Raw genomic sequence first — 14,690 nt, 5'->3', positions numbered from 1 at the left:
GCGGCGTCAGGGCGCCAGGCGCTCCACCCGCCAGGTCCAGGTCCCGGCCGCTTCCCCGGCCTCGCGGACGTACCGCAGCCGGTCGTGCAGCCGGTTGAGCCGGCCCTGCCAGAATTCGACCGTCTCGGCGGCGATCCGGTAGCCGCCCCAGTGCGGCGGCGCCGGCACCTGCTCGCCCTCCGGATAGCGGGCCGCCAATTCCTCGTAGGCGTGCTCCAGTTCCTCGCGCGAGGCGACCGGCGCGGACTGGTCGCTGGCCCAGGCACCCAGCTGGGAGCCGTGCGGGCGGGTACGGAAGTAGGCGGCGGTCTCGTCGCGGCCGATGCGCTCCGCGATCCCGCTCACCACGACCTGCCGGGAGAGCGGGTGCCAGGGGAACACCAGGGAGATATAGGGGTTTTCGGCCAGTTCACGGCCTTTTCGGCTGTGATAGTTGGTGAAGAACACAAAGCCGCGGTCGTCGAACGCCTTGAGGAGTACGGTCCGTGAACTCGGCCGGCCGGCGGAGTCCGCGGTCGAGACGACCATGGCGTTCGGCTCGTGCAGACGGGCGACGGTCGCGTCCTTGAACCAGCGTGCGAATTGGTCGTAAGGACTGGCGGCGAGGTCGGACTCGGCGAGTCCCTCGGCGCGGTAGTGCGCACGCATGGTGGAGGGATCGGGGGTCTCGGCGTGAGGCGCGTCGGCTGGGTGCACGGCCTCATCTTGCAACATCGGGTCCGACGTGGTCAGCCGGGAGGGGTGGAAGTCTGCCCCTCGTCGACCAGCCGTAACCCTCCCGTCGGCAAATCGACCAGTGTGCCGGATCTCACGCTTCCCCGCAGGTGAGGGACCCGCCAAAATCATGGGCCGGCCCACTGTGGCCTCCGGACAGGGAGAGCTATCGTGTCCGTCCGGCCTGAAGAGACGCACCACACCGCCACCCGGCCGCCCGTGGCCCGACCCACTGCGGGCAGGACCGTCGCGTGACCCATGCCCTGGCGGGGCATCACCGGGGTGACCGGTACGGACCGCGAGCTGCCCGGCGCAGCCGCGTAACCGCGCCGGCACCGCACACCAGACTCGACCGCACGGCAGCCGGTCAGGGACCGTATGCCGTGCCCATCTTGAGGAGCCGCCTGATGTCCGACTTCGTACCCGGACTCGAGGGAATCGTCGCGTTCGAGACGGAGATCGCCGAACCGGATAAGGAAGGCGGCGCGCTTCGCTATCGCGGGGTCGACATCGAAGATCTCGTCGGGCACGTGTCCTTCGGGAACGTCTGGGGACTGCTGGTCGACGGCGCCTTCAACCCCGGTCTGCCGCCCGCCGAGCCGTTCCCGATTCCGGTGCACTCCGGCGACATCCGGGTCGATGTGCAGTCCGCGCTCGCGATGCTTGCGCCCGTATGGGGCCTCAAACCGCTGCTGGACATCGACGAGCAGACGGCCCGCGACAACCTCGCCCGCGCCGCGGTGATGGCACTGTCCTACGTCGCCCAGTCGGCGCGCGGGCAGGGCCTGCCGATGGTGCCGCAGAGGGAGATCGACAAGGCCGAGACCGTCGTGGAGCGCTTCATGAAGCGCTGGCGCGGTGAGCCCGACCCCAAGCACGTCAAGGCCGTCGACGCCTACTGGACCTCGGCCGCCGAGCACGGCATGAACGCCTCCACCTTCACCGCCCGGGTCATCGCCTCCACCGGCGCGGACGTGGCGGCGGCGCTGTCCGGCGCGGTCGGTGCGATGTCCGGCCCGCTGCACGGCGGCGCGCCTTCCCGCGTGCTCGGCATGATCGAGGAGATCGAGCGGACCGGCGACGCCGCCGCCTATGTCCGGCAGGCGCTGGACAACGGCGAGCGGCTGATGGGCTTCGGCCACCGCGTCTACCGCGCAGAGGACCCGCGGGCGCGGGTGCTGCGGCGCACCGCCAAGGAGCTGGCCGCCCCGCGCTTCGAGGTCGCCGAGGCGCTGGAGAAGGCCGCGCTGGAGGAGCTGCACAACCGCCGTCCGGACCGGGTGCTGGCCACCAACGTCGAATTCTGGGCGGCCATCGTCCTGGACTTCGCCGAGGTCCCGGCGCACATGTTCACCTCGATGTTCACCTGTGCCCGTACGGCCGGCTGGAGCGCGCACATCCTGGAGCAGAAGCGGACCGGCCGACTGGTGCGGCCCTCGGCCCGGTATGTGGGGCCCGCCGCGCGCGGCCCGCAGGAGATCGCCGGGTACGGGGACATCGCTTCTCGCTAACCGCTGCGCTTGGCTGTTGTCCCACGTTTTCGGCTTTCCCGTCGTGGTGGTTTGTCGCCGTTGCGCCTGCGGCGGGCGGTGTCCGCTGCGCGGGGCTGTCGGGGTGCGGTGACGGTCCTCCGCGGGTGGGTGTCCGGACTGCTTCGCTTTACGTCCGGACACCCACCCGCGGAGGCCCGTCCCCTCCCGTTGGGGGGTGGGGAAAGGCCGGGTGGGGGTGCACGTAGCCGGTCCGGCGCGCCTCGTGATCACACCGAAACGCCCTAGGTAGAACCCGAAACACGCAAGAGGGCGCGAAACGCCCAAGATGGCACGAAATGCCCAAGAGGGCCTTACGCGCCCAAGAGAGGCCCACACGGCCAAGAGGGGCCCACACGCCCAAGAGGGGCCCATACAGCCAAGAGGGGCCCGCCCCCACCCACGTTCACTCATCCACCCACGGGAGGGGACGGGCCTCCGGGGGCTTGTTTGTGGACGTAAAGCGAAGCAGTCCACAAACAAGCCCCCGGAGGCCCGTCACCGCACCCGACAACCACCCGCCCGCCGCAGGCGCAACGGCGACAAACCACCACGGCGGGAAAGCCGAAAACGTGGGCAGACCCCCTACCCGGCAGGGCTCAGCACCCCGTCGATGATCTTCGCCCACTGCTCGACCACCCGGTCCCGGCGCCCCGAGTCGTCCGTCAGCAGATTGGCGAGCCCCAGTCCCCGGGCCATGTCGAGCAGCCCCTGAACGGTTTCCCGTACGCCGGGCACCGCTTCATCGGCGTCCAGCAGCGCCACCGCCGTACGGTGCGCGTCCCGCCCGACCCGCGCCTCCAGGGCGGTGACCCGCTCGCGCAGCTGCTCCTCGTCGGAGGCGGCCACCCACAGATGCAGCGCGGCGCGGAACAGCGGTCCCGTGTAGAGGCCGACGAGCTCCTCGACGATGATCCGGGTACGGGCGATGGACCCGGCCGGCGGCAGGTTGTGGGCGACCGCCTTCAGGGCGCCCTGGCGCTTCTCCGCGACATGTTCGACGGCCGCGGTGAAGAGGTCCTCACGGGTGCGGAAGTGGTGCTGGGCGGCGCCCCGGGAGACGCCCGCCCGCTCGGCGACCACGGAGACCGTGCTGCCGCTCCAGCCGCGCTCCGCCAGGCAGGAGACGGCGGCCTCCAGCAGCTTGAGGTGGGTGGCGCGGCTGCGTTCCTGCTGGGGCTGCTTGGCGCCGCGGGCCGGGGTCAGCGCGCCCATGCCGGGGCCCGTCGCTCCAGGAAGGCGGTCATGCCCTCGCGGGCCTCGGCGGAGTCGAAGAGCCGCGCCGACTGTTCGGCCAGCGCGTCGGTGTCGCGGTCGAAGGCGGCCAGCACCTGGGCGGTGACCAGCTTCTTCGACTCGGCCAGGCCCTGTGGGGAGCCCTTGCGCAGCCCGTCCAGTACGGGAGCGAGACCGGCGTCGACATCGTCGGCCGCGAGCGTGACCAGGCCGATCCTGGCCGCCTCCGCCGCGCCGAACTTCTCGCCGGTCAGGTAGTAGCGGCCGGCGGCGCGCGGGTCCAGCCGCGGCAGCAACGGCATGGAGATGACCGCGGGGGCCAGTCCGAGGCGGGCCTCGGTGAAGGCGAAGGTGGCGTCCGGCCCGGCCGCGGAGATGTCGCAGGCGCCGAGCAGACCGAGGCCGCCGGCTCGGACATGCCCGGTGACCCGGGCGACGACGGGCCGGGGCAGCTCGACGATGGTGCGCAGCAGCCGGGCCAGGCCCAGCGGCCCGTCCTTGGCCGCCCCCGAGGTGGCCTCGGAGAGGTCCGCACCGGCGCAGAACGTGCTGCCCGTGTGGGTGAGCACCACGGCGCGGGTGCCGTCGTCGGCCGCGGCGTCCGAGAGCGCCCGGTGCAGCTCGGCGACCAGACGGGCGGAGAGCGCATTGCGGTTGTGCGGGGAGTCCAGGGTGAGGGTGGTGATGCCGCGCTCGGTGGAGCGCGACACGAGGGGTGTCACGGGTGCGTCGGTCATCGGGCCGTCGAACTCCTTTCCCTGGCGCGCAGTTCGCGCCGCAGGATCTTTCCGGTGGTGGCGCGCGGCACGCTGTCCAGGAATTCCACGCGGCGCACCTTCTTGTACGGGGCGACCTGCCCGGCAACGTACGCGATGACCTCGTCCGCGCTCAGCCGGGCCCCCCGCTGCCGCACCACGAAGGCCTTGGGCACCTCGTTGCCGTCCTCGTCCGTGACGCCGATGACCGCCGCGTCGGCGATCGCGTCATGCCCGAGCAGCAGCGCTTCGAGGTCGGCGGGGGCCACTTGGTAGCCCTTGTACTTGATGAGCTCCTTGACCCGGTCGACGACATACAGCCAGCCGTCGCCGTCCGTCCGCCCGATGTCGCCGGTGTGCAGCCACCCGTCGGCGTCGATCATCGCCTCGGTCTCGGCGGGCCGCCCCAGATAGCCCTTCATGACCTGCGGGCCGCGGATGAGGATCTCGCCGCTCCCGCCCGGCGTGCGGTCCTCGCCGGTCTCCAGGGACACCAGGCGCATCTCGGTGTTGGGGATCAGCTTGCCGACGGCGCCCGGCGGCGGGTTGCGCGCATCGAGCGGTACGGCATGGGTGCCGGGGGAGAGTTCGGTCATGCCGTACGCCTGGAGGACCGGCGGCAGGCCGAGCCGCCGGGAGCAGGCCGCCGCCTGCTCGGCGTCCAGGGGCGCCGCGGCGGAGACGAGATAGCGCAGGGAGGACAGGTCGTACTCGGCGACCAGGGGGTGCTTGGCGAGCGCGAGCACGATCGGGGGCGCGACATAGACCGCCGTGATGCGGTGCCGGTCGATCGCGGTGAGGAACTGCCGCAGGTCGAAGCGTGGGAGCACGACGACGGTGGCGCCGTTGCGCAGCGGGGCGTTCATCAGGGCGGTCAGCCCGTAGATGTGGAAGAAGGGCAGCACGGCCAGCACCCGGTCGTCCGGGCCGTTGGCGATCAGTGGGGCGAGCTGGGCGAGGTTGGTGGCGAGGTTGCGATGGGTGAGCATCACGCCCTTGGGCGTGCCGGTGGTGCCGGAGGAGTAGGGAAGTACGGCGAGGTCCTCGGCCGGATCAATGGTGACGGCCGGTTCCGGGCCGGGGCGGTCGACCAGGTCCTGTACGGAGCGGTGGCCCGGGGCCCGGTCGCAGACGAGGATCTCGGCGATGCCGCCGGCCTGCCGGGCGGCCGCGCGTGCGGTGTCCAGCAGCGCCGCGACGGTGACGATCCAGCGGGCCCCGGAGTCCCTCAGTTGTTTGCCGAACTCGCCCTCGGTGGAGAGCGGGTGGACGGTGGTGACCGCCGCCCCGCAGCGCGAGGCGGCGTAGAACACGGCCGGGTAGAGCACGCTGTTCGGGCTGTGCAGGGCGAGCACCTCGCCCTTTCGGACCCCGGCCGCCGCGAGGGCGGCCGCGATCCGGCGGCTGAAGTGGTCCAGCCGGTCGTAGCTGAGGGTGGTGCCGTCGATGCCGTCGATCAGTGCGGGCCGGTCACCGTACTCCCCCGCCCGCCCGAGGACGGCCTCGTGGATCGGCAGCTCTACGGGCGCGACACCGGGGTACTCGCTGTGGAACACGTGGAACACCATGCCTGGGCCTTTCCCTTCGACGGGGGGGGGACGGCGGGGCAGTGCGGCTGCGGCATCCCGCCCTCAGTACGACTTCGGCAGCCCCAGCGACTGGTGCGACACGAAGTTGAGGATCATCTCGCGGCTGACCGGGGCGATCCTGGCCACCCGGGCGGCGGTGATCATCGAGGCGAGGCCGTATTCCTGGGTGAGGCCGTTGCCGCCGAGGGTGTGTACGGACTGGTCGACGGCGCGGACCGCGGCCTCGGCGGCCGCGTACTTGGCCATGTTGGCGGCCTCGCCGGCGGCCATGTCGTCGCCGGCGTCGTAGAGGTGCGCCGCCTTCTGCATCATCAACCGGGCGAGTTCCAGCTCGATATGGGCCTGTGCGAGCGGGTGGGCGATGGCCTGGTGGGCGCCGATGGGCTCCTTCCACACCTGGCGGGTACGGGCGTAGTCGACGGCGCGGTCGAGGGCGTAGCGGCCCATTCCGAGGGCGAACGCGGCGGTCATGATGCGCTCCGGGTTGAGCCCGGTGAACAGCTGCAACAGGCCGGCGTCCTCGTCGCCGACCAGCGCTTCGGCGGGCAGCCGTACCTCGTCCAGCGTCAGCTCGAACTGCTTTTCCGGGGCGGCCAGTTCCATCGCTATGGGGCTGCGGCCGAATCCGGGGGTATCACGGGGCACGATGAACAGGCAGGGCTTGAGCCGCCCGGTCCTGGCGTCCTCCGTCCGGCCGACGATCAGCGTCGCGTCGGCGATATCGACGCCGGAGATGAACACCTTCCGGCCGTTGAGGACCCACTCGTCCCCGTCCTTGCGGGCGGTGGTGGTGATGCGGTGCGAGTTGGACCCGGCGTCCGGTTCGGTGATTCCGAAGGCCATCTTGCGGGAGCCGTCCGCCAGCCCCGGCAGCCAGGTCCGCTTCTGCTCCTCGGTGCCGAAGCGCGCGATGACGGTGCCGCAGATGGCCGGGGAGACGACCAGCATCAGCAGCGGACAGCCCGCCGCGCCCAGCTCTTCGAGCACCAGGGAGAGTTCGACGATGCCGCCGCCTCCGCCGCCGTACTCCTCGGGGAGGTTGACGCCGAGGTAGCCGAGCTTGGCTGCCTCGGCCCAGAGTTCGTCGGTGTGCTTGCCCTCGGCGACGACGGTGGCGACGTACTCGCGGCCGTAGCGCTTGCCGAGCGCGGCGACGGCGTCCCGCAGGGCGCGGTGTTCCTCGGTCTCGATCACAGGGTTGCTCATGGCGGCTCCTTGTGTGCGATGGGCTCTGAGGGTGGTGCGGGGAAGGAAGCGGGGCTTTGGCCGGGCTCAGTCCGCCGGTGTCGCGGAAGGCTCCCCCACTACGGCGAGGAGGGCGCCCACCTCGACCTGCCGGCCGGTGTGTACGGGCAGCGCGGTGAGGATGCCGGCGGCCGGTGCGGTGATCTTGTGTTCCATCTTCATCGCCTCCAGCCACAGCAGTGGCTGGCCGGCCTCGACCCGGTCGCCCTCGGCGAGGCCCGGGGCGATGCGGACGACCGTGCCGGGCATCGGTGCGAGCAGCGAGCCGGGTTCCGTGCGGGCGGTGGGGTCGGGGAAGCGGGGCAGGGCGGTGAAGGCGTGGCTGCCGTGCGGGGCGTCGACGTGGACCCGGTCGCCGTGCCGCGAGACGGCGAACCGCCGTCGCAGTCCGTCGACTTCGAGTACCACCTCGTCGGGGGCGAGGGAGAGCAGGCGGACGCCGGGGAAGTCCTCGGCCAGCAGTCCGTCCCGGGTCAGCCGGTAGCGGATCTCGTGGTCGGTGCCCGCGTGGGCGTAGGTCTTGACCTGGGGGCCGGAGGGGACGTTGCGGAAGCCGCCGAAGCGGGAGCGGCCGTGTGCGTCGGCGAGGGCGGCGGCGAGGGCGAAGACGGCCGCCGCGTCCCCGCCGGGCCGGGTCAGCGCGGCGAGGTTGCGGTCGTAGAAGCCGGTGTCCAGTGCGCCGGCGTCGGTGAACTCCGGGTGGCGCAGGGAGCGTACGAGCAGTTCGCGGTTGGTGGCGGGGCCGTGGATGCGGGCCCGTTCCAGGGCGCCGGCCAGCTTCCGTACGGCCTCGTCGCGGCTGGGTGCCCAGGCGATGACCTTGGCGAGCATGGGGTCGTAGTGGACGCCGATGGTGTCGCCGTCGGTCACGCCGGAGTCCAGCCGTACGCCGTCGGGCAGCGCCAGCCGGTGCAGGGTGCCGGTCTGTGGTTGCCAGCCGGCCGCCGGGTCCTCGGCGTAGAGGCGGGCCTCGACCGCATGCCCCGAGGGGGCCGGCGGCCGGGCTTCGAGCGGCCGGCCCTCGGCCACCCGGACCTGGAGGGCGACCAGGTCGAGGCGGTAGATCTCCTCGGTGACCGGGTGCTCGACCTGGAGGCGGGTGTTCATCTCCAGGAAGTACGCCCGGCCGTCGGTGGTGACCAGGAACTCCACGGTGCCGGCGCCCCGGTAGTCGATGGCGCGGGCGGCCCGGGCGGCGGCCCGGTGCAGGGTGTCGCGCAGCTCGTCGGGCAGTGCGGGGGCCGGGGCCTCCTCGATGACTTTCTGGTGGCGGCGCTGGAGGGAGCAGTCGCGGGTGCCGAGCGTCCAGACCGTGCCGTGCGCGTCGGCGAGGATCTGCACCTCGACATGGCGCCCGCCGACGACATACGGCTCGACGAAGACCTCGCCGTCCCCGAAAGCGGCCGCCGCCTCGGCCTCGGCGGCCCTCAACTCGCCTTCCAGATCAGCGAGTTCGGTGACCAGCCGCATTCCGCGGCCGCCGCCTCCGGCCGCCGCCTTCACCAGCAGCGGCAGCTCGGCCTTGGTGGCGGCCGCCGGGTCCACGGGAGCGAGCAGCGGCACCCCGGCCGCCGCCATCAGCTCCTTGGCCCGTGTCTTGGACGCCATCGCCTCGATGGCGGCGGGCGGTGGTCCGATCCAGGACAGCCACGCTTCGGCCACCGCAGCGGCGAAGGCGGCGTTCTCGGAGAGGAAGCCGTAGCCGGGGTGGACGGCGTCGGCACCCGCGGCGAGTGCGGCTCGCACGATCAGGTCGCCGCGCAGATAGGTGTCGGCGGGGGCGTCGCCGGGGAGCCGTACGGCGGTGTCCGCCTCACGGACGTGCGGGGCGCCGGCGTCGGCGTCCGAGTGGACGGCGACCGTCGCGATGCCCAGCTCACGGCACGTACGGAAGACCCGTCGGGCTATTTCGCCGCGGTTGGCGACAAGTACGGAGCGGATCACTTCTGCCTCACATCCGGAAGATGCCGAAGCCGCCCCGCGCGCCCTCGACGGGGGCGGTGTGGAGGGCGGACAGGCACAGGCCGAGGACGGTACGGGTGTCGCGCGGGTCGATGACGCCGTCGTCGTAGAGCCGCCCGGACAGGAACATCGGCAGCGACTCCGACTCGATCTGCTGCTCGACCATCGCGCGCAGCCCGGCGTCGGCCTCCTCGTCGTACGGCTGCCCCTTGGCCGCGGCGGAGGCGCGGGCGACGATGGACAGGACGCCGGCGAGCTGCTGCGGCCCCATGACGGCGGACTTGGCGCTGGGCCAGGCGAAGAGGAAGCGCGGGTCGTAGGCGCGGCCGCACATGCCGTAGTGGCCGGCGCCGTACGAGGCGCCCATCAGGACGCTCAGATGCGGCACCGTCGAGTTCGACACCGCGTTGATCATCATGGCGCCGTGTTTGATGATGCCGCCCTGCTCGTACTCCTTGCCGACCATGTAGCCGGTGGTGTTGTGCAGGAAGAGCAGCGGGATGTCGCGCTGGTTGGCCAACTGGATGAACTGGGCAGCCTTTTGGGACTCCTGACTGAAGAGCACTCCCTGGGCGTTGGCGAGGATGCCGACGGGGTAGCCGTGCAGTTCGGCCCAGCCGGTCGTCAGGCTCGGCCCGTACAGCGGTTTGAACTCGTCGAAGTCGGAGCCGTCCACGATCCGGGCGATGACCTCGCGTGGGTCGAAGGGCGCCTTGAGATCGCCGGGGACGATGCCGAGCAGCTCCTCCTCGTCGTATGCGGGCGGCGCGGCGGGGCCCGGATCGGGGTGCGCCTTGCGCCAGTTGAGGCGGGTGACGATGCGCCGGGCCTGGCGCAGCGCATCCGGCTCGTCCACCGCGAAGTAGTCCGCGAGACCGGACGTACGGGCGTGCATCTCGGCGCCGCCCAGCGACTCGTCGTCGCTCTCCTCGCCGGTCGCCATCTTCACCAGCGGCGGCCCGCCCAGGAAGACCTTCGCGCGCTCCTTGACCATGATGACGTGGTCGGACATGCCGGGGACGTACGCGCCGCCGGCCGTGGAGTTGCCGAAGACCACGGCGACGGTCGGGATGCCGGCCGCGGACAGCCGGGTGAGGTCCTTGAACAGCGCCCCGCCCGGGATGAAGATCTCCTTCTGGCTGGGCAGGTCGGCGCCGCCGGACTCGACGAGCGAGATCACCGGGAGGCGGTTGGCGTAGGCGATCTCGTTGGCCCGCAGCGCCTTCTTCAGCGTCCAGGGGTTGGAGGCGCCGCCGCGCACCGTCGGGTCGTTGGCGGTGATCAGGCACTCCACGCCCTCGACGGTGCCGATGCCGGTGACCAGCGAGGCGCCGACCGTGTACTCGGGGGAGGCGCTGCCCCAGGCCGCGAGCGGCGACAGCTCCAGGAACGGGGTGTCGGGGTCGACGAGCAGTTCGATGCGCTCGCGGGCGAGCAGTTTGCCGCGCCCCCGGTGCCGGGCGATGTACTTCTCGCCGCCGCCCGCGGTCGCCCTGGCGTGTTCGGTCTCGATCTCCGCCAGCTTCGCGAGCATCGCCGCACGACGCTCCGCGTATTCGGCGCTCGCCGGGTCGAGCCCGGTTGCGAGCACGGTCACAACAGCACCTCCGGTATGTCCATGTGCCGCGCGCGCAGCCACTCCCCCACGGCCTTGGCCTGCGGGTCGAACCGGGCTTGGGCCGCCACGCCCTCGCCGAGCAGTCCGTCGACGACGAAGTTGAGCGCGCGCAGATTCGGCAGTACGTGCCGGTCGACCGGCAGTTCGGCGGTCTCCGGCAGCAGTTGCCGGAAGCGTTCGACGGTCAGCTCATGGGCCAGCCAGCGCCATGCCGCCTCCGTACGGGCCCACACCCCGACATTGGCGGCGCCGCCCTTGTCGCCGCTGCGGGCGCCGGCGACCAGGCCGAGCGGTGCCCGCCGGGTCGGCAGGGCCGCCGCGGCGTCCAGGGGTTCGGGGAGCGGCGGGTCCGTGAGCCGCTCCAACTGCCGTGATGCCGGGGCGGGTTGGATGCCCGTCCGGGTGCCGTCCGGGAGTACGGCCGTATGCGGCACCTCGTCGGCGTCCACCGCGACCGCCTCGAAGACGCCGTACGGGGTGCCCTTGCCGGGCGGCGCGGTGACATGGAAGCCGGGGTAGCTGGCCAGTGCCAGCTCGATCGCGGCGCCGCTGACCACCCGCCCCACCGCGTCCTGGTCGGCGTCCCGCACCACCAGCCGCAGCAGCGCGCTCGCCTCCTCCTGCACCTCGGCATCGGCCCGGTCGGTGCGGGCCAGCGTCCAGCGCACCTCGGCCGGGCGCCGGCCGGCCGCGTCGAAGGCCGCGTCCATCTGCGCCCGGACCAGCTCGGCCTTGGCCGGCACATCCAGGCCGGTCAGTACGAAGGTGACCTCGTTGCGCCAGCCGCCGAGGCGGGTCAGCCCGGTCTTGAGCGTCGGCGGCGGCGCCTCGCCGCGCACCCCGTCGATCCGTACCCGGTCCGGGCCGTCCTGGGCGATCCGTACGGTGTCCAGCCGCGCCGTCACATCCGGCCCGGCGTAGCGGGCGCCGGCCGTCTCGTACAGCAGCTGGGCGGTGACCGTGCCGGTGGTGACCGCGCCGCCGGTGCCCGGATGCTTGGTGATCACTGCGCTGCCGTCGGCGGCGATCTCGGCGAGCGGGAAGCCGGGCCGCAGCAGGTCATGGGCGCCGAAGAAGGAGTAGTTACCGCCGGTGGCCTGGGTGCCGCATTCGAGGACATGCCCGGCGACCACCGCGCCGGCCAGTCGGTCCAGGTCCTGCGGCCGCCAGCCGAAGTGCGCCTGGGCCGCCCCGCTGACCAGCGCGGCGTCGGTGACCCGCCCGGTCACCACGACATCGGCCCCGGCGCGCAGGCACGCGGCGATCCCGCCGCCGCCCAGGTAGGCATTGGCGGTGAACACCCCCTCGCCCCACCCCCCGCGCGCCAGCAGATCGTCCCCCGCCACATGGGCCACCCGTACGGGTACGCCGACCTTGTCCGCCAACTCCCTTACGGCGTCGGCGAGTCCGGCCGGGTTCAGCCCGCCCGCGTTGGTGACGATGCGCACTCCGCGCTCGGCGGCCAGCCCGAGGCCGTCCTCCAGCTGCCGCAGAAAGGTCTTGGCGTAGCCGCGTGCGGGGTCCTTCAGGCGGTCCCGGCCGAGGATCAGCATGGTCAGTTCGGCGAGATAGTCGCCGGTCAGTACGTCCAGGGGGCCGCCGGTGAGCATCTCGCGCAGCGCATCGAAGCGGTCGCCGTAGAAGCCGGAGGCGTTGCCGACGCGGAGGGTGGCGGGGTCTGCGCCTATGGGGCGCATATGGCTGCCGGGGCTGCCGTCGCTCATGAGGTGGCAGCCTTCCCCGACGGTGCGCGGCCCTTCCCGGGCGGGCCCGCGAAGGCCTGCGCGATCTCCAGCCACCGTTGTGCGTCGGCCCCTTCGGCCCGCAGGGACGGCAGATCGGCGCGGTGCGCCCGCTGGGTCACCAGCAGACAGAACTCCAGCGCCTCGCCGGTCACCCGCTGCCCGGCCGCCGGCGGCCCGTACTCCCAGAGCGTGCCGTCCGGCGCCCGTAGCTCGACCCTGAACTCCTCGTCGGGCGGGGTGAGTTGATGCGCGGCGTAGGAGAAGTTCCGGGCCCTTGCGCCGATCCGGGCGACATGCCGCAGCCGCACGGTGGGGATGCGGGTGACGCCCAGCGTGTCGGCGACGTCCTGGCCGTGCGCCCAGGTCTCCATCAGCCGTCCGGTGGCCATCGACGCGACGCTCATCGGCGGGCCGAACCACGGCAGTTTCTCGCCGGCCGGCCGCTCGGCCAGGGCCCGCAGCAGCGCCTCGCGGCCGGCGCGCCAGTCCGCGAGCAGCTCCCCGGGCGGCACCTGCGCACCGGCCGCGGCGGCCTCGTCGACGAAGGTCAGCGGTGAGCCGAGCGCCTCCCGGGCGGCCCGCAGGAAGGCCTCCGGGTCGGTGGCCGAGAGCAGCGCCTGCCGGTCGGTCCAGGCCAGATGGGCGATCTGGTGGGCGATGGTCCAGCCGTCGGCGGGCGTCGGTGCCGCCCAGCGCTCGGCCGGGAGCTCTGCGACCAGCGCGTCCAGCTCCTCGCTCTCCGCCCGCAGATCCGCCAGTACGGCGCCGGGATCGGACACGCGACACTCCCCTCATCGGCCCAACTGCCGTGGCAGCTGGGCGCGTTGGCATACGGCGATGGCCTCGGCGAACTGCTGCGGCCATACGGGTGCGGTGTGGTGCGGGTGCGCTCCGAGCGTGGCAGTGCGGGCAGAAACAATCAAGCACGCCTGCATGATTTTCTCGCCCGGTCCACCACCCGGGCACTGCAATTGCCGGCCTTCGGCAAGGATCCGCCGGCCTTCCTGGTGCGGCTGCGGGACGAGTTCGGGGACACGGTGACCTGGTCGCTGGGCCCGAGGCGAAGCCTGTTCCTCTCCCCTCCGCAACACATCGCCGAGCTGCTGGCGGCCCGTGAGCAGACCTTCGACATCCTGGAGATCGGCTGGGCGTTCCGGCAGTTCACCGGCCGGATCGTGATCGCCGGCCGGGGCACCGAGTGGCGCCGTAAACGCACCCTCGTCCAGCCGACCGTCCGCCCCCGCCAGGTCCGCGTGCACGCCGCGACGATGGTGGACTGCGCCCGGCTGGCGACCGAGCGCTGGCAGCCGCACGCACAGATCGACGTACGCGGCGAGATGGCGCTGATCACCCAGCAGGTCGTGCTGCGGACGCTGTTCGGCAACGACCTCGGCGAGCAGACCCGGGCGCTCGGCGACGCGATGGCGGTCGCCGAGAAGGCCGTCGCCGACGAACTACGGGGCATCAGCCTCTTTCTGCCGGGCTGGGTGCGTACGCCTTCGCGGCGCCGGCTGCTCGGCGCGGTGGCCACCATCGACGCCGAGGTGCACCGGCTGATCCGCGCCCGGCAGGCGGCGGAGGCCGGGCAGGACGGGCGGGACGACCTGCTGAGCCGGCTGCTCGCCGCCCGGGACGCGGAGGGCCGGCCGCTGTCGGCCAAGGAGGTGCGCGACGAGGCGGTCACGCTCTGGGCGCCGGCCATGAGACCACCTCCACCGCTCTGACCTGGGCCTGGTATCTGCTGGCCCGGGCGCCGCAGGTGCGTGGCCGACTGGACGACGAGCTGGCGCGGGTGCTCGACGGGCGGATGCCCACCATCGACGACTACGAGCGGCTGACCTGGACCCGGCAGATCGTCCAGGAGACGCTGCGGCTGCATCCGCCCGCCTGGCTGATTCCGGCCGTGGCGCGGGAGGGTGCCGTCCTGGGCGGGAGGGCCATCCGGGCCGGGACGACGGTGTGGTGCAGCCAGTGGTCGGCCCACCGGGACCCGCGGTGGTTCCGCGACCCGGCGGCGTTCCGCCCCGAGCGCTGGGACGCCGACGCGCCGGACGTCATCCCGGACCATGCGTGGTTCCCGTTCGGCGGCGGCCGGCGCGGCTGTCTGGGCGCCCGCTTCGCGCAGGTGGAGGCGGCGCTGATGCTGGCCACGCCGGCGCAGCGCTGCCATCTGGACATCCAGGCCGGCCCGATGGCGCCGAAGGTCGGCCTGCTGCTCCAGCCGGCGACGCCGCTACGGGCGAGGGTGCGCCGCCGCGAGTGACCGGCCGCACAGGCCCGTAGGAGCCGTAGGAGCC

10 protein-coding genes and 1 pseudogene are annotated in these 14,690 nt (G+C 72.6%); 2 read left to right on the top strand and 9 right to left on the bottom strand.

Annotation, left to right across the window (positions count from 1 at the left end):
• Positions 1–6 precede the first annotated feature (6 nt).
• Positions 7–714, bottom strand: coding sequence for a pyridoxamine 5'-phosphate oxidase (gene pdxH, locus KI385_RS27385; RefSeq protein ID WP_238574837.1), 708 nt, complete (start codon positions 712–714; stop codon positions 7–9).
• A gap of 407 nt (positions 715–1,121) precedes the next feature.
• On the opposite strand from pdxH, the gene KI385_RS27380 reads away from it, so the two are divergent.
• Positions 1,122–2,225 (top strand): citrate synthase 2, encoded by a 1,104-nt coding sequence (locus tag KI385_RS27380; RefSeq protein ID WP_238574836.1) that lies wholly within the window; start codon positions 1,122–1,124, stop codon positions 2,223–2,225.
• Between the two features lie 603 nt (positions 2,226–2,828).
• On the opposite strand, the gene KI385_RS27375 is transcribed toward KI385_RS27380, so the two are convergent.
• From KI385_RS27375 to KI385_RS27340, 8 genes are all read right to left on the bottom strand, one after another.
• Positions 2,829–3,458, bottom strand: coding sequence for a TetR/AcrR family transcriptional regulator (locus KI385_RS27375; RefSeq protein ID WP_238574835.1), 630 nt, complete (start codon positions 3,456–3,458; stop codon positions 2,829–2,831).
• Entirely contained in the window at positions 3,446–4,216 is a 771-nt protein-coding gene (locus tag KI385_RS27370) for an enoyl-CoA hydratase family protein (RefSeq protein WP_238574834.1), read from the bottom strand. Before KI385_RS27370 ends, KI385_RS27375 begins: the two co-directional genes overlap by 13 nt.
• Positions 4,213–5,802, bottom strand: a complete 1,590-nt coding sequence (locus KI385_RS27365; protein ID WP_238574833.1) for a 4-coumarate--CoA ligase family protein — start codon at positions 5,800–5,802, stop codon at positions 4,213–4,215. Before KI385_RS27365 ends, KI385_RS27370 begins: the two co-directional genes overlap by 4 nt.
• 63 nt (positions 5,803–5,865) lie before the next feature.
• Positions 5,866–7,029, bottom strand: coding sequence for an acyl-CoA dehydrogenase family protein (locus KI385_RS27360; RefSeq protein ID WP_238574832.1), 1,164 nt, complete (start codon positions 7,027–7,029; stop codon positions 5,866–5,868).
• Between the two features lie 66 nt (positions 7,030–7,095).
• Complete coding sequence (locus KI385_RS27355) at positions 7,096–9,012, bottom strand: ATP-binding protein (protein ID WP_238574831.1); 1,917 nt, start codon at positions 9,010–9,012, stop codon at positions 7,096–7,098.
• A gap of 7 nt (positions 9,013–9,019) precedes the next feature.
• Complete coding sequence (locus KI385_RS27350; protein WP_238574830.1) at positions 9,020–10,627, bottom strand: acyl-CoA carboxylase subunit beta; 1,608 nt, start codon at positions 10,625–10,627, stop codon at positions 9,020–9,022.
• Entirely contained in the window at positions 10,624–12,372 is a 1,749-nt protein-coding gene (locus KI385_RS27345; RefSeq protein ID WP_238574829.1) for an acyclic terpene utilization AtuA family protein, read from the bottom strand. The genes KI385_RS27350 and KI385_RS27345 overlap by 4 nt, the downstream gene beginning before the upstream one ends.
• A complete protein-coding gene (locus KI385_RS27340) occupies positions 12,369–13,172 on the bottom strand; it encodes a TIGR03084 family metal-binding protein (protein WP_238574828.1) in 804 nt (267 codons plus the stop codon). Before KI385_RS27340 ends, KI385_RS27345 begins: the two co-directional genes overlap by 4 nt.
• 96 nt (positions 13,173–13,268) lie before the next feature.
• Here KI385_RS27340 and KI385_RS27335 point away from each other — a divergent pair.
• Positions 13,269–14,656 (top strand): annotated as a pseudogene (locus tag KI385_RS27335) (cytochrome P450).
• Positions 14,657–14,690 lie beyond the last annotated feature (34 nt).

Source organism: Streptomyces inhibens (genome assembly GCF_022221585.1).
Lineage (GTDB): Bacteria > Actinomycetota > Actinomycetes > Streptomycetales > Streptomycetaceae > Streptomyces > Streptomyces inhibens.
Note: the sequence above shows the minus strand (reverse complement) of the source record. Positions and strands in the feature narration are given on the sequence as shown.

What these genes read in the sequence shown, in the direction of transcription:
- KI385_RS27360 (WP_238574832.1), bottom strand. Translation starts at nt 7,029, where the DNA reads ATGAGCAACCCTGTGATCGAGACCGAGGAACACCGCGCCCTGCGGGAC.
- pdxH (WP_238574837.1), bottom strand. Translation starts at nt 714, where the DNA reads ATGTTGCAAGATGAGGCCGTGCACCCAGCCGACGCGCCTCACGCCGAG.
- KI385_RS27365 (WP_238574833.1), bottom strand. Translation starts at nt 5,802, where the DNA reads ATGGTGTTCCACGTGTTCCACAGCGAGTACCCCGGTGTCGCGCCCGTA.
- KI385_RS27375 (WP_238574835.1), bottom strand. Translation starts at nt 3,458, where the DNA reads ATGGGCGCGCTGACCCCGGCCCGCGGCGCCAAGCAGCCCCAGCAGGAA.
- KI385_RS27345 (WP_238574829.1), bottom strand. Translation starts at nt 12,372, where the DNA reads ATGAGCGACGGCAGCCCCGGCAGCCATATGCGCCCCATAGGCGCAGAC.
- KI385_RS27380 (WP_238574836.1), top strand. Translation starts at nt 1,122, where the DNA reads ATGTCCGACTTCGTACCCGGACTCGAGGGAATCGTCGCGTTCGAGACG.
- KI385_RS27370 (WP_238574834.1), bottom strand. Translation starts at nt 4,216, where the DNA reads ATGACCGACGCACCCGTGACACCCCTCGTGTCGCGCTCCACCGAGCGC.